Origin of the sequence: Massilia sp. LMS1-1-1.1, assembly GCF_040815535.1 — a bacterium.
Classification (GTDB): Bacteria; Pseudomonadota; Gammaproteobacteria; order Burkholderiales; family Burkholderiaceae_D; genus Janthinobacterium; species Janthinobacterium aestuarii.
On the sequence record NZ_JBFPNG010000067.1, the window covers coordinates 85,315 to 98,933 of the forward strand.

Here is a 13,619-nt window from a genome sequence, read left to right on the forward strand (position 1 = left end):
CATGACGCTCGACCATCAAGCGCCGGGCGCGGCTCCCGTGCCCGCGCGCTATTTCGACGGCCAGACCTCGCGCCTGTACCACGTCACGCTCAGCGTGCGCGATGGCATGGCCGTGCTGGCCGGCGATATCGAGCGCAGCTGCCCGCTGGGCGAGCTGCACGTGTCCGAACGCAGCAGCCACGCCGTGCGCAAGGTCAGCTTTCCCGACGGCGCCTACCTGGAGATCGCCGACCAGGCGGCCTTCAACGACATGCTGCATGACACGGGCCACCGCGACGGCTGGGTGGTGCGGCTGCAGCAAAGCTGGCGCGGCGCCCTGCTGGCCACGGTCGCCACCGTGCTGGCCCTGTGGCTCAGCTATCAGTACCTGCTGCCGGTCGTGGCGAAGGGCGTCGCGTATGCGATTCCCCAGTCCGTCGAGCGCCAGCTGGGCCAGGGCGTGCTCGATTTCCTCGACGAACACGTGTTTGAAGCAAGCAAGCTCGCTGACGCGCGCCAGCAAGCCCTGCGCGCCCGGTTCGCACGCCTGGCTACGCCCGGCGACAGCACGCCCGAGCACCGCATCGTTTTCCGCAAGAGCAAGATCGGTCCGAACGCGTTCGCCCTGCCGTCCGGCGACATCGTGCTGACCGATGAAATGGTGGAACTGATGCCGGACGACGACGCCATCATGGGCGTACTGGCGCATGAACTGGGCCATTTGCAGCAGCGCCACCTGACGCGCCGCCTGATCCAGACGTCGGCCGTGGGCGCCGGCGCGGCGCTGCTGTTCGGCGACGTGTCGACCGTGGTGGCGACCTTGCCGCCGCTGCTGCTGGACTTGAAGTATTCGCGCGACGTCGAGCGCGAGGCGGACGACTACGCGATCGCCATGCTGCGCCAGAACGCTATTCCACTGGAACACCTGGCGCAAGTGTTTGTCGCCCTGGGCAAGCTGGATCACGGCACGCCCTACCTGTCTAGCCATCCGGCCAGCGCAGAACGCATCGAAAGAATCCGCGCAGCACAGCGCTAAGTCTTCACGCGGCGTCCACCGGGCGCCGCTTTCTTTCCCTCCAGCACGTTCCGTGAATCAAAGGTAGACTCAGCTGTATCAGTCTGACTTCACCGGAGTGCCCATGCACCTAGTACCATTTCGCTACCTGACCTTCATTGCGACGGCAGCCATCTTTGTCCTGTCCCTGTTTTACTACGATCATTACTGGCTGCCCGTGCTGGCCGGTGCGCTGACCCTGGTCGGCATCAGCGACCTGCTGCAAACGAAGCGCGCCCTGCGCCGCAACTACCCCATCCTCGCGCATTTCCGCTTTTTCTTCGAAAGTATCCGCCCCGAAATCCGCCAGTATTTCCTGGAAAGCGACAGCGAGGCGACGCCGTTCTCGCGCAGCCAGCGCAGCATCGTTTATCAGCGCGCCAAGGAGCAGACGGACAAGCGTCCGTTCGGCACCCAGCTCGACGTGTATGAAGCGGGCTATGAATGGATCAACCATTCCATCGCCCCCGCCAAGGTGACGGGCCACGATTTCCGCATCGAGATCGGCAACCATCCGGACTGCCCGCGCAAAAAGCCGTATTCGGCCAGCGTCTTCAATATCTCGGCGATGAGCTTTGGCGCCCTGTCGGCCAACGCCATCCTGGCCCTGAACGGCGGCGCGCGCAGCGGCGGCTTCATGCACGACACGGGCGAAGGCAGCATCAGCCCCTATCACCGCGAAAACGGGGGCGACCTGGTGTGGGAAATCGGCTCCGGCTACTTCGGCTGCCGCAACCAGGACGGTACATTTTCGGAAGAACGCTTCATCGCCAACGCCAGCTCGGAGCAAGTGAAAATGATCGAGCTGAAGATGTCGCAGGGCGCGAAACCAGGCCACGGCGGCGTGCTGCCGGGCCCGAAAGTGACGATCGAGATCGCCACCACGCGCGGCGTGATGGTGGGCGAGGATTGCGTCTCGCCGGCCGCGCACAGCGCCTTTTCCACGCCGCTGGAAATGCTGCACTTTATCGACCGCCTGCGCACGCTCTCCGGCGGCAAGCCGACGGGCTTCAAGCTGGCCATCGGCCATCCGTGGGAGTTCTTCGCCATCGTGAAAGCCATGCTGGAAACGGGCATCACGCCCGACTTCATCGTCGTCGATGGCAGCGAAGGTGGCACGGGCGCCGCGCCCCTGGAATTCACGGACCACGTGGGCACGCCGCTGCAGGAAGCGCTGGTGCTCGTGCATAACACGCTCGTGGGCGCCAACCTGCGCGCGAAGATCAAGATCGGCTGCTCGGGCAAGATCATCACGGCCTTCGACATCGCCCGCCTGCTGGCGCTGGGTGCCGACTGGTGCAATTCGGCGCGCGGCTTCATGTTCGCGCTGGGCTGCATCCAGTCGCAAAGCTGCCACACGGACCGCTGCCCCACGGGCGTGGCCACGCAAGACCCGCAGCGCCAGCGCGCGCTGGTGGTGCCCGACAAGATCGCCCGCGTGGCGCACTTCCACCAGAACACCATGAAGGCGCTGGCCGAACTGATCGCCGCCGCCGGCCTCGCGCACCCGCAGGAGCTGCGTCCGCACCACCTGGTGCGGCGCATTTCGCCGAACCAGGTGAAACTGGCGTCGGCCCTGCTGCCCTTCCTCGAAGCGGGTCAGCTGCTCGACCCGAGCCAGCTGCCGCAATTGCCGCCCGTATTCGGCCTGTACTGGCCAAAGGCGCAATCGGCTTCGTTCCAGCGCCTCGATTGATACCGGCATTGCGCAGGTGGAGCAATACCACTTAATAACCACTTGCGCAAATATCCAAATCCAATACAATACCAAAATAAGTATAAAACCAAGGCAGCTTTTCCGGTGATTGTCCAGATGCGTCACCAGGGGCCAGAATACGGACTTGTCGTCATCAGAATGAATACCGGAGGAGTTGCAGCATGGAACAGGGTTTGCGCGAGAAAATAGGACAGCTATTCATGGTGGGCTTCGACGCCCTGCAGGCGGACGAGCATATCAAGACCTTGATACGCGAAAAGAAGGTGGGCGGCGTGATCCTGTTCCGCCGCAACGTGCACACGCCCGCGCAAGTGTCGGCGCTGTGCCGCGAACTGCAGGAGATCAACGCGGAAGTGTCCGACACGCCGCTGCTGATCTCCATCGACCAGGAAGGCGGCATGGTGATGCGCATCGAACAGGGCGTCACACCGATTCCCGCGGCGATGGCCTTCCAGGCGGCCGGCTCCATCGATGACTGCGAACGCATGAACCAGATCAGCGGCGATGAAATGCGCCAGGTGGGCATCAATATGCTGCTCGCCCCCGTGCTGGACGTGAACAACAACCGCAACAACCCCGTCATCGGCGTGCGCGCGTATGGCGAGGATGCCGCCACCGTCATCGACTACGGCATGGCGGCCATGCGCGGCCAGCGCGCCAGCGGCGTGGCCGTCACCGCCAAGCACTTCCCCGGCCACGGCGACACGGCCACCGACACGCATTACGCCATGGCCCTGGTCCCGCACGACAAGGAGCGCCTGCGCGCCGTGGAGCTGGCGCCGTTCCGCGCGGCCATTGCCGGCGGCGTCGACGCCATCATGACGGCGCACGTGGTCTTCCCCGCTTTCGAGGCCGATACCAGTGTGCCGGCTACCCTGTCGAAAGGCGTGCTGACGGATCTGCTGCGCGGCGAGTTGAAATACCAGGGCGTCGTCATCACCGACTGCCTGGAAATGGCGGCGATTGCCGACGGCATCGGCATCGCCCAGGGCGCCATCGCCACCTTGCAGGCTGGCGCCGACATCGTCCTCATTTCGCACCGCGAAGCGCAGCAGACGGCCGCCATCGACGCCGTCATCGCCGCCGTGGAGCGCGGCGACATTGCCATCGCCCGCATCGACGCGGCTTGCGCGCGCGTGGCGGAACTCAAGCGCAACCGCGCCGTGCGCGACTGGCGCACACGCCCCGTCGCCCCGCCGGCGCTGATGCAGCCGGCCGCCATGGCCCTGTCGCAGCTGCTGCAAAAAGCCGCCTTGCGCGTGCAGGGCGACTACCGTCCGCTCGACGCCAGCCTGCCCGTGACCCTGCTGACGGTGGAAGTGCGCTCGCGCAGCGAAATCGACGAAGTGGCGCTGGGCCGCAACAAGGAAGCGCGCAGCTCGATGCTGCCGGCGCTGCTCGAAGCGGGCCTGGACGTGCGCGAATATGCCTTGTCGGCCGAGGCGCTGGACGACGAGGTCAACGAGGCCATCGCCTTTGCGCAAGGTGCGCGGCAGATCGTGCTGCAAACGTATAACGCCATGTTCGTCGACGGCCAGCGCCGCCTGGTCGAAGCCCTGCCGCACGACAGACTGTGGCTGGTAGCGGGCCGTTTGCCGTATGACCTGGACCTGGCGCCCGACGCGCAAGGCCGCCTGGCCGCCTTCGGCTGCCGCCCGGCCGCGCTGGTGCCGGTGGTCGACAAGCTGGCGGGCAAGGCGTAAGCGCAGCGCTACAGACGTAAAAAAACCCGCATGCGCGGGTTTTTTCATTCAGGTTGGCGCAACGGGCGGCAGCGCCGCCACCGCCAGCAGGGCAAACGGTCCGAGGAACAGGCCGATGCCGAACCAGAGTCCCCCGTGGCGGCCGCGCCGGCTGGCGAGCAGCCAGGTGGCGACCGCAAACAGAAACATGAAGATCAACAGTATCGCCATTGCCACTCCTTGCCATGCGGAAATCTCAGTGTAGCCCACGGGCGCGCCCGTGGCTACTCCGGCGTTGACCCTAGCGCTGCACCTGCATCAGGATCACGCGCTTGCTGCTGCCGTCGGCCGGTGGCGTGGCTGACGGCGGCGGCGGGCTGTCGCAGGAGCCGCAGGAACCGCAGCCGCTGCCGCAACCGGGCGCCACCTTGAAGAAGGTCGACATCTTCGCCTCATCGAGGCCGCAGCGCACGAGGCCACGCACGATGGCGCGGCGCACGCCCGCCGGCAGGTACTTGGTCGAAAAATGCAGCAGCGCGGCTGCGACGATCAGGGCGACGATGAGGGTTTGCCACATGCTTTTCTCCTAAGCGCCCAGCATCAGGGCGATGCGGTACGTGATGAACGAGGCGGCATACGCCAGGGCGAACATGTAGCCGGCCATCAGCAATGGATAGCGCCAGCCGCCCGTCTCGCGTTTCACCACGGAGAGGGTCGACAGGCACTGCGGCGCGAACACATACCAGGCCAGCAGGGACAGCGCCGTGGCCATCGACCACGAATGGGCGATCAGCGGCTCCAGCGTGGTGGCCAGCGCGTCGCCCGTTTGCGACAGCGCGTACACGGTGCCCAGGGCGCCGACGGCCACTTCGCGCGCCGCCATGCCCGGCACCAGCGCGATGCAGATCTGCCAGTTGAAACCGATCGGCGCGAAGATCACTTCCAGGCCGCGGCCCAGGATGCCGGCCAGGCTGTAATAGATCGGCGGATGGATCGCGTTGTCCGGCGGGCCGGGGAAGGTGCTGAGGAACCACAGGATGATCATCAGGCTCAGGATGAGGGTACCGACGCGCGAGAGGAAGATCTTCGCGCGCTCCCACAGGCTGACGGCCAGATTGCGCAAATGCGGCCAGTGATAGGCCGGCAGTTCCAGCAGCAGCGGCTGGTTGCCGCGCACGCCCATGCTGCGCTTCATGACCCAGGCCACGGCCATGGCCGAGATGATGCCGGCAAAGTACAGGACGAACAGCACAAGGCCCTGCAGGCTCAAATAGCCCCACACCTGGCGTTCCGGAATGAAGGCGGCAATGATCAGCGCATACACGGGCAGGCGCGCCGAGCACGTCATCAGTGGCGCGATCATGATGGTGACCAGGCGGTCGCGCGGATTCTGGATGGTACGCGCCGCCATCACGCCGGGAATGGCGCAGGCAAAGCTCGACAGCAGCGGGATGAAGGCGCGGCCCGACAAGCCCACGCCGCCCATCATGCGGTCCAGCAAAAAGGCCGCGCGCGGCAGGTAGCCGCAGTCTTCCAGGCTCAGAATGAAGAAGAACAAAATCAGGATCTGCGGCAGGAAGACCAGCACGCTGCCGACGCCGCCGATGATGCCTTCCACCAGCAGGCTTTTCAGGTGGCCGTCGGGCATGTTCGCCGTCAGCACGGCGCCCAGGTGGCCCACGCCATCGGTGATCATTTCCATCGGCGTGGCGGCCCACGCAAAGACGGCCTGGAAGATCAGGAACATCAGCACGGCCAGGATGATGGGGCCGAAGACGGGGTGCAGCACCACGTCGTCGATCTTTTCCGTCAGGTTGCCGCTGTCGCGCGTGTCGTTGCTGACGGCGGCCAGGATGCGACGCACTTCGCGCTGGGTTTCTTCGACACTGACGGCATCGATGGCCGCCAGCGGTTTCGCTTCCACGGCCGGCAGCGGCAGCATGGCGTCGATGGCGTCGAGCAGGGCTTTTTCGCCATCGTGCTGCACCGCGATGGTTTCCACCACGGGCATGCCCAGTTCGGCCGACAGCCTGGCCGTATCGATCAGCATGCCGCGCTTGCGCGCCACGTCCGTCATGTTCAGCGCCAGCAGCATGGGCAGGCCCAGGCGCTTGACTTCCAGCACCAGGCGCAAATTCAGGCGCAAATTGGTGGCATCGACGACGCAGATGATGGCGTCCGGGCGCGGGTCGCCGCGGCGCAAGCCGCCCACCACGTCGCGCGTGATCGCTTCATCGGGCGTGGTGGCCGACAGGCTGTAGGCGCCCGGCAGGTCGAGCACGCGCACGGGCTTGCCGTTTGGCGACGTGAAATGGCCTTCCTTGCGCTCGATGGTCACGCCGGCGTAGTTCGCCACTTTCTGGCGCGCGCCCGTCAGACGGTTGAACAGGGCAGTCTTGCCGCAGTTCGGATTGCCCAGCAAGGCAATTTGTGGCTGATGCGGCGGCTTGTGCACGCCCGCATCGACGATCGTTTCGACAGCACCCATGGTCATTCCGGTTGAAGCAGCGGTTGAATCGTAATCAGCGCCGCTTCGAAGCGGCGCAGCGCGAACGTGGCATTGCCCACCTTGATGGCCAGCGGATCGCCGCCGGGAATGCCGCGCTTGAGCATGCGGATGCGTTCGCCGGGAACGAATCCCAGCTCCATCAGGCGGCGGACGAGGTCGACGCCGTCCTCCGTCTGTCCTGCCGTGTGGGGCGTGATATGCAACACCGTGCCGCTCTGGCCGACTGCCAGCGCGTCGAGCGTCATCATGGGTGGAACTAGAGTCATGAGCAAATTCCGTTCAAATTAAGAACACCGGGGGCAGACTGCTGCGCGTGGCGCATCGTGTTTGACGTGGGTGTTGTGAGGTAAAACGCAACTGTTGCGCATTACCGACAAGCGGCCTTTCAATATGTCCAGACGGCGACCGTCCGAGACAATACCAGCATTATAAACATGAATGCGAATAGTTTTTATTTAGCCCGGAGAGCCGCCCCCATCAAGGGCTGCACCATCCGAAAAAATGGCATATCGATGCGCCGCTCCAGGCCGCCAACTGCCGCACACTTGATCAAAATCGCTTGCATTGTCCTGCACTTTGCGCGACAATGAAACGTAATGATAATGATTCTCATTAAAACACTAGCAACAATGCTTTCCAGCACTAGTGTCTGTTCATCCTCCAGCCAGAAGGTGTATCAATGATTGTATGTGTCTGCAACAACATATCTGATCGTGAAATCCGTCAAGCCGTCGATCTTGGCCTGTCCAGCATGGCCGAACTGCGCCGCGACCTGGGCGTGGCCACCTGCTGCGGCAAATGCCACACCTGCGCGCGGGAAGTGCTGAACGATCATCTGAACGCCACCGTGGCGCTGCAAGAAACCGTATTGATGCGAGCTGTACTGACAAACTAAAGAAAGCGATGAATGCCATGACGATGATGCCCCCGCCCGTAACGGTGCAGGCCGTGCAGCAATTTGCCGACTTCGACAAGAAGCGCAACAAGTTCGCGCCGCTGATGGCCATCGTCGTCCTGCATATCGCCGGCTTTTACGCCATCCAGAGCGGGCTCTTGAGCCGCGTCGTCACGGCGGCCATGCCGACCATCACGACCATCAGCATCATCGCCCCGCCGGCGCCACCGAAACCGCCGGCACCGTCCGTGCCGAAAACCGTGGAGCTGAGCGCCCCCGTGCCGCGCGCCGTCATTCCGCCGCTGCCGCTGATCGCCGTGGCGCCGAGCGAACCGACGATCACGCCGCCGCAGCCGACGCGCGCCGAAGCGGCCCCTGTCGCCACCGCTGCGCCGACGGCGCCAGCGGCACCGTCGCCGACGCCGCCGGCACCAGCGACGCCGCGCACCGTCAGCAGCGTCGAATACATCAAGGCGCCGCAGCTGATCTACCCGAATCTGTCGCGCCGCCTGGGCGAAAGCGGCACCGTCGTGCTGCGCATCCTGATCAATGAAAAAGGCTTGCCCGAGCAAATCCTGATCCAGAAATCGACCGGCTACAACAACCTCGATGAAGCGGGCCGTCAGGCCGCCCAGCGCGCGCTGTTCAAGCCGATGATCGAAAACGGCAAGCCCGTACCCGTCTACGTTTTAGTACCGCTGACCTTCCAACTGAGCTAGCCTCCCGGCGGCCCTTGGGCCGCTGCCAGCCCGCAAGCACCGCACCCTGTGCCCTGCTTGCTTTTTTGCGCCCGTTTTAGTCAAGCGATTTGCTTGTTTCAGTCTGCCAGCCTACATCCCCGGGCCAGGCAGACTTTTTTTTGCCTGCTATGGGGTCAGACCCTCAACACCGCCAACGCCCAGTTCAGCGCCAACGTCGCCGGGGGTCTGACCCCAGCCTTACATCTCCGCCCACATCCTGAGCAGATTGTGATAATGCCCCGTCAGCCCCACCGTCGCCGGCGAGTCGCCATGCTCCGCGCGCACGCTCTGGATATTCTGATCGAGCTCGAACAGCATGCTGCGTTTCCAGTCTTCGCGCACCATGCTTTGCGTCCACAGGAAGGAGCAGATACGCTCGCCGCTGGTGACGGGCAGCACCTGATGCACGCTACTCGACGGATACACGATCACGTCGCCGGCCGGCAGTTTCACTTCATGCGTGCCATACGCATCGACCACCACCAGCTCGCCGCCTTCGTATTCATCCGGCTCGCTCAGGAACACGGTCGACGAGACGTCGGCGCGCATCGACTGCATGCCGTTTTTCGGCGTGCGGATGGCGCCATCGATATGCAGGCCATAGTGCTCGCCGCCCGCATAGCTGTTGAAGAAGGGCGGCAGGATGCGCAGCGGCAGCACGGCGGCAAAGAACAGCGGATTGGCCATCAGCGCACGGCTGACGATCTCGCCCAGTTCCAGCGCCAGCGGCGAACCTTCGGCCAGCTGGCGGTTGCGCTTGACTTGCGCGCCTTGCGCTCCGACGCTGGCGCGTCCATCGACCCAGTCCGTCTGCGCCAGGCGCTGGCGAAACTGCGTCACCTGTTCCGGCGTCAGCACGCCGGGTATATGCAGCATCATCTTGCTATCCTTTTTTCAGTAAATATCGCTGCCTGATTATCGCATCGCCAGCGTCGGCCAAGAAGGCACAAAAGCAAGAACGGACGAACATTTCCCGCCTTTTCAGCGCGGCCATGCACGCGCGCCAGCGGCGGCAAAACAGCGCCGGAAACGCGAATGAGAATGGCCTTCATTTTCCTTAACAAATAAAAAACGGCGCAAACACGGAATCCACTTGAGAATGGGTTTTATTCGCACGATATTTACGTTAAAAAGACGGAAAAATGCCGTTTAGCACCGGAAATCGCCGGCATTTTGCGCTATCATGCGGGCATAGCGAAACCGGCAACCTGCGCGCCACCAGGCAGCCAACGCCACCCGGCAGTGAACGCCAGCAGCCTGCGGTTTCATCATCGAACGCAATACAGAACAAAGGAAATCCCATGAAGGGCGATAAAGAAGTCATCCGCATGCTCAACGCACAGCTCACCAACGAACTGTCGGCCATCAACCAGTACTTCCTGCATGCGCGCATGTACAAGCACTGGGGCCTGGAAAAGCTGGGCAAGAAGGAATACGAAGAATCGATCGGCGAAATGAAACACGCCGACAAGCTGATCGACCGCATCCTGATGCTCGACGGCCTGCCTAATCTGCAAGCGCTGCACAAGCTGCTGATCGGCGAGAACACGCCGGAAATGCTGGAATGCGATTTGAAGCTGGAACGCGCCGCGCACGCCACCGTCAAGGAAGGCATCGCCATCAGCGAAAAAGCGGGCGACTACGTCTCGCGCGACCTGTTCCTGATGATCCTGGAAGACACGGAAGAGCATATCGACTGGCTCGAAACGCAGATCGACCTGATCGCCAAAGTCGGCATCCAGAACTACCTGCAAAGCCAGATGGCGATTGAAGAGTAATTGTTCTTCAAGGCAGAGAAAAAAACCGGCAGCGCCGGTTTTTTTACGCCTGCCGTCAAGCCTTGCCGGTCTGCGGCGGGCGCAGTTTGACGAACAGCACGGCCACCGCCGCGCACAGCAACAGGGCGCCGGCCAGCCGGATGACGTTCTCCGGATTGCCGCCCAGCCAGCTGCGGTAATACAGGGGCAAGGTGAAGATCTGGATGATCATCGGGATGACGATGAACATATTGAAAATGCCCATGTAGACGCCCGTGCGCTCGGGCGGGATGCAGCCTGCCAGCATGATGTAGGGATTGCCCATGATGCTGGCCCAGGCCAGGCCCACGCCCAGCATCGGTAGCAACAGCAGCGCCGGGCTGTGGATCAGCGGGATGCTCATCATGCCCACGCCGGCCGCGCACAGGCACACGCTGTGCATGCGCTTGGGACCGAAGCGGCGCGTGAACGGCACCAGCGCGAAGGCGGCGACAAAGGCGACGAAATTGTAGAAGGCCCCCACCTGCCCGTTCAGCAGTCCCGCGTCACGGAAACCTTGCGACGCGGGGTCCGTCGTGTGAAACAGCGTGGCCGACAGCGACAGCGCAATGTACTGCCAGTAGCAGAACAGGGCGTACCACTGGAACAGGTTGACGAGGGCCAGCTGCTTCATCGTCGGTGGCATGTCGCGCAGGGCCGCGCCGATATCGGCCAGCGTGTGGCGCCAGCCCGGCGGGCGGCTGCGGATGGCCGCCAGCTCGGCCGCCGTGAGCGGGTTTTCCGGCGTCGTCTTCAGGGTCCACAGCACCGAGGCGAGCGAGAACACGGCGCCGATCATGAAGGCGGCGATGACGATGTGCGGGATATGGCTGCCATTGACGGCGTCCTTGTTCATGCCCAGCATGACGAGCAGCGACGGCGTCAGATAGGCCAGCGTCTGTCCCAGCCCGGTAAACGCACTTTGCGTGAGAAAACCCAGCGAGTGCTGCTTCTTGTCGAGCTTGTCGCTGACAAAGGCGCGGTAGGGCTCCATCGTCACGTTGTTGGCCGCGTCGAGTATCCACAGCAGGCTGGCCGCCATCCACAGAGTGGGACTGAACGGCATGGCCAGCAGGCCCAGGCTGCACAGGATGGCGCCGATCAGGAAGTACGGCGTGCGGCGGCCCCAGCGCGTCACCGTGCGGTCGCTCATGGCGCCGATCAATGGCTGCACGAGCAGCCCCGTCATGGGACCGGCCAGCCACAGGTAGGGCAGGCTCGCTTCATCGGCGCCCAGGTATTTGTAGATGGGGCTCATGCTGCTTTGCTGCAGCCCAAAACTGAATTGGATGCCGAAAAAGCCGACATTCATGTTGACGATCTGCCAGAACGACAGGTGCGGACGGTGCGCGCCGGCGTCGCTCATGCTGCTTCCCGTTTTTGCTCTTGCTCACGCTCCAGCCACAGCATATGCCAGGGCTGCAAGCCCACCGTGCCGGACAGCACGCTGCCATCGAGGCTGTTGCGCCATTCGCCTGCCGGCAAAGTGTAGCGCTGGCTGGCGCCGCTGAAGTTGCTCAGGTTGAGAAACGCGTCGCCGCGCAGCAGCGCCAGCACGGCCGGCGCACCGGCGGGCAGCACGCTGCGTGGCGCGGCGGCGGCCAGGGCCGGCAAGCGCCGGCGCACGTCGACCAGCTGGCGCAGCGCCAGGTACAGCCGGCCGCTGGCGCTCACGCCATCGTGGCGCCATGCCAGCAGGCTGTCGTCGAACGCGGGACGCTGCAGCCAGCGGCTGTCCATCGCCCGGTCGGCCCGCTGCGTGTAGCTGTGATCATTGGTCATGCCCAGTTCATCGCCCATGTACAGCACGGGCAAGGCGCCAAAGCTCAAGGCCAGGCCATGCAGCAGAAGCAGGCGCCGCAACGCGTATTCCTGCTCCTGCACCGTGGCGGCGCTTTCCAGGCCGGCCAGCGAGGCGGCCATGCCGTTGCTGCCATGCGCCTTGTCGGCGCTGCTGCTCTGGAAGGCGGCGCCGCGCGCATAGCTGCCGGGCGCGCCGGCAAAGAACTGCGCGATGCGCGCCAGGCGCGCCGGTCCGTTCGCGCCCGCTTCGTTGAGCAGCACGTTCCAGCCGATGTCGTCGTGGCAGCGCACATAACTGAGCCAGCTGGCGGCCGGCGGCAGCGGCGGCGTGGCGGCGATCACCTGCTGCAGCAAATCCGTGCTTTCCTCGGCCAGCGCGCCCCAGCCGGCGGCCATCAAGCTGCTGTGATAGGCGATATGGCATTCGGGCGCCGCATCGCTGCCGAAATAGGCGGGCAGCTTGGGCGTGGGCACGATGGCTTCGGCCTTGAGCAGCACGCCCGGCGCGACGATGGCGGCGATCGCGCGCAACGCTTGCAGCAGGCTGTGGGCTTCGGGCTGGTTCATGCAATCGCTACCTTCGCGCTTCCACAGGAAGGCCGTCGAATCGAGGCGGAACACCTCGATACCCTTGTTGGCCAGGCCCAGCATGGCGCCGGCCATGGCCGCGAAGACGGCCGGATTGGCGTAATTCAGATCCCACTGGTACGGGTAAAACGTGGTCCAGACCCAGCGCTCGAGTTCCGGCACGAACGTGAAATTGCCGGGCGCCGCCTGCGGGAAGACCTGGCCCACGGTGCGCTCGTAGCGGTCCGGCTGTACGCGGTCGGGATAGGTGTGGAAAAAATCGCGCAGCAGCGGATCGCCGGCCTTGGCGCCCAGCGCCCACGCATGGTCGTCGGCCACGTGGTTGAGGATCAGGTCCGAGCACAGGCTGATGCCGGCCGCGCGCAGCTGCGCCGTCAACGCCAGCAAATCGGCATTGCTGCCCAGCGCGGGATCGACTTCCTCGAAGCTGGCGACGGCAAAGCCGCCATCGCTTTCGCCGGCGCGCGGACGCAAGAACGGCAGCAGGTGCAGATACGTCACGCCCAGTTCGCGCAGGTGGGCAATGCGCGCCGCCACGCCCTGCAGGCTGCCGCCAAAGCGCTGCACGTACGCGCTGTAACCGAGCATGGACTGGCTGGCAAACCAGTCCGGTTGCGCTTCGCGCTGGGCATCCTGCTGCCGCAGCTCGGGGGCGCGGGCCGCATACAGCCGCCCCACGCTTTCCATCAGGTCGCCCAGCCAGGGCAGGAAGTCCGGCCGCTGGCCATACAGACTGCCCAAACGGTCGAGCAAGACCGCCTCCTGGCGCGCATAGCGGCGCGCCGCATCGTCGCGCAAGTGCGTGGGGAGCGGCGCCAGCAGGCGCGCCAGGGGGCTGCGTATCGACATCATGAAT

Annotated in this window: 13 protein-coding genes; 6 read left to right on the top strand and 7 right to left on the bottom strand. The window is 64.3% G+C overall.

Annotated elements, in window-relative coordinates; all coding sequences use genetic code 11:
- Position 1: 1 nt before the first annotated feature.
- The 3 genes from MRBLMS1_RS29445 to nagZ all read left to right on the top strand — a co-directional run bounded on the left by MRBLMS1_RS29445 (position 2) and on the right by nagZ (position 4,453).
- Entirely contained in the window at positions 2–1,015 is a 1,014-nt protein-coding gene (locus MRBLMS1_RS29445; protein WP_485883942.1) for a M48 family metallopeptidase, read from the top strand.
- A 103-nt stretch (positions 1,016–1,118) separates the two neighbouring features.
- Complete coding sequence (locus tag MRBLMS1_RS29450; protein WP_485883944.1) at positions 1,119–2,729, top strand: FMN-binding glutamate synthase family protein; 1,611 nt, start codon at positions 1,119–1,121, stop codon at positions 2,727–2,729.
- A 182-nt stretch (positions 2,730–2,911) separates the two neighbouring features.
- Positions 2,912–4,453 carry a beta-N-acetylhexosaminidase gene (gene nagZ / locus MRBLMS1_RS29455; RefSeq protein ID WP_485883945.1) on the top strand — a complete coding sequence of 514 codons (1,542 nt, stop codon included), beginning with the start codon at positions 2,912–2,914 and terminating at the stop codon, positions 4,451–4,453.
- Between the two features lie 48 nt (positions 4,454–4,501).
- Here nagZ and MRBLMS1_RS29460 read toward each other — a convergent pair whose 3' ends face one another.
- The 4 genes from MRBLMS1_RS29460 to MRBLMS1_RS29475 form a co-directional block, all read right to left on the bottom strand.
- Entirely contained in the window at positions 4,502–4,663 is a 162-nt protein-coding gene (locus MRBLMS1_RS29460) for a hypothetical protein (protein ID WP_176390074.1), read from the bottom strand.
- Between the two features lie 70 nt (positions 4,664–4,733).
- On the bottom strand, positions 4,734–5,009 hold the full coding sequence (locus MRBLMS1_RS29465) for a hypothetical protein (protein WP_070302856.1): 276 nt from the start codon (positions 5,007–5,009) through the stop codon (positions 4,734–4,736).
- A 9-nt stretch (positions 5,010–5,018) separates the two neighbouring features.
- Entirely contained in the window at positions 5,019–6,920 is a 1,902-nt protein-coding gene (feoB, locus tag MRBLMS1_RS29470; protein WP_485883947.1) for a ferrous iron transporter B, read from the bottom strand.
- 2 nt (positions 6,921–6,922) lie between these two features.
- Positions 6,923–7,207 carry a FeoA family protein gene (locus MRBLMS1_RS29475; RefSeq protein WP_034745614.1) on the bottom strand — a complete coding sequence of 95 codons (285 nt, stop codon included), beginning with the start codon at positions 7,205–7,207 and terminating at the stop codon, positions 6,923–6,925.
- A 413-nt stretch (positions 7,208–7,620) separates the two neighbouring features.
- On the opposite strand from MRBLMS1_RS29475, the gene MRBLMS1_RS29480 reads away from it, so the two are divergent.
- Positions 7,621–7,836 (top strand): (2Fe-2S)-binding protein, encoded by a 216-nt coding sequence (locus MRBLMS1_RS29480; protein WP_034745611.1) that lies wholly within the window; start codon positions 7,621–7,623, stop codon positions 7,834–7,836.
- 17 nt (positions 7,837–7,853) lie between these two features.
- Complete coding sequence (locus MRBLMS1_RS29485; RefSeq protein WP_128141676.1) at positions 7,854–8,555, top strand: energy transducer TonB; 702 nt, start codon at positions 7,854–7,856, stop codon at positions 8,553–8,555.
- A 219-nt stretch (positions 8,556–8,774) separates the two neighbouring features.
- Here the strand turns inward: MRBLMS1_RS29485 and MRBLMS1_RS29490 are convergent, their stop codons facing one another.
- Complete coding sequence (locus MRBLMS1_RS29490) at positions 8,775–9,455, bottom strand: Fe2+-dependent dioxygenase (protein WP_035822772.1); 681 nt, start codon at positions 9,453–9,455, stop codon at positions 8,775–8,777.
- 422 nt (positions 9,456–9,877) lie between these two features.
- Between MRBLMS1_RS29490 and bfr the strand changes: the two genes are divergently transcribed.
- Complete coding sequence (gene bfr, locus MRBLMS1_RS29495) at positions 9,878–10,354, top strand: bacterioferritin (RefSeq protein WP_034745609.1); 477 nt, start codon at positions 9,878–9,880, stop codon at positions 10,352–10,354.
- Between the two features lie 55 nt (positions 10,355–10,409).
- On the opposite strand, the gene MRBLMS1_RS29500 is transcribed toward bfr, so the two are convergent.
- Together MRBLMS1_RS29500 and MRBLMS1_RS29505 are read right to left on the bottom strand one after the other, a co-directional pair.
- Complete coding sequence (locus MRBLMS1_RS29500; RefSeq protein WP_485883951.1) at positions 10,410–11,738, bottom strand: MFS transporter; 1,329 nt, start codon at positions 11,736–11,738, stop codon at positions 10,410–10,412.
- Entirely contained in the window at positions 11,735–13,615 is a 1,881-nt protein-coding gene (locus MRBLMS1_RS29505; RefSeq protein ID WP_485883953.1) for an alpha-amylase family glycosyl hydrolase, read from the bottom strand. Before MRBLMS1_RS29505 ends, MRBLMS1_RS29500 begins: the two co-directional genes overlap by 4 nt.
- Positions 13,616–13,619 lie beyond the last annotated feature (4 nt).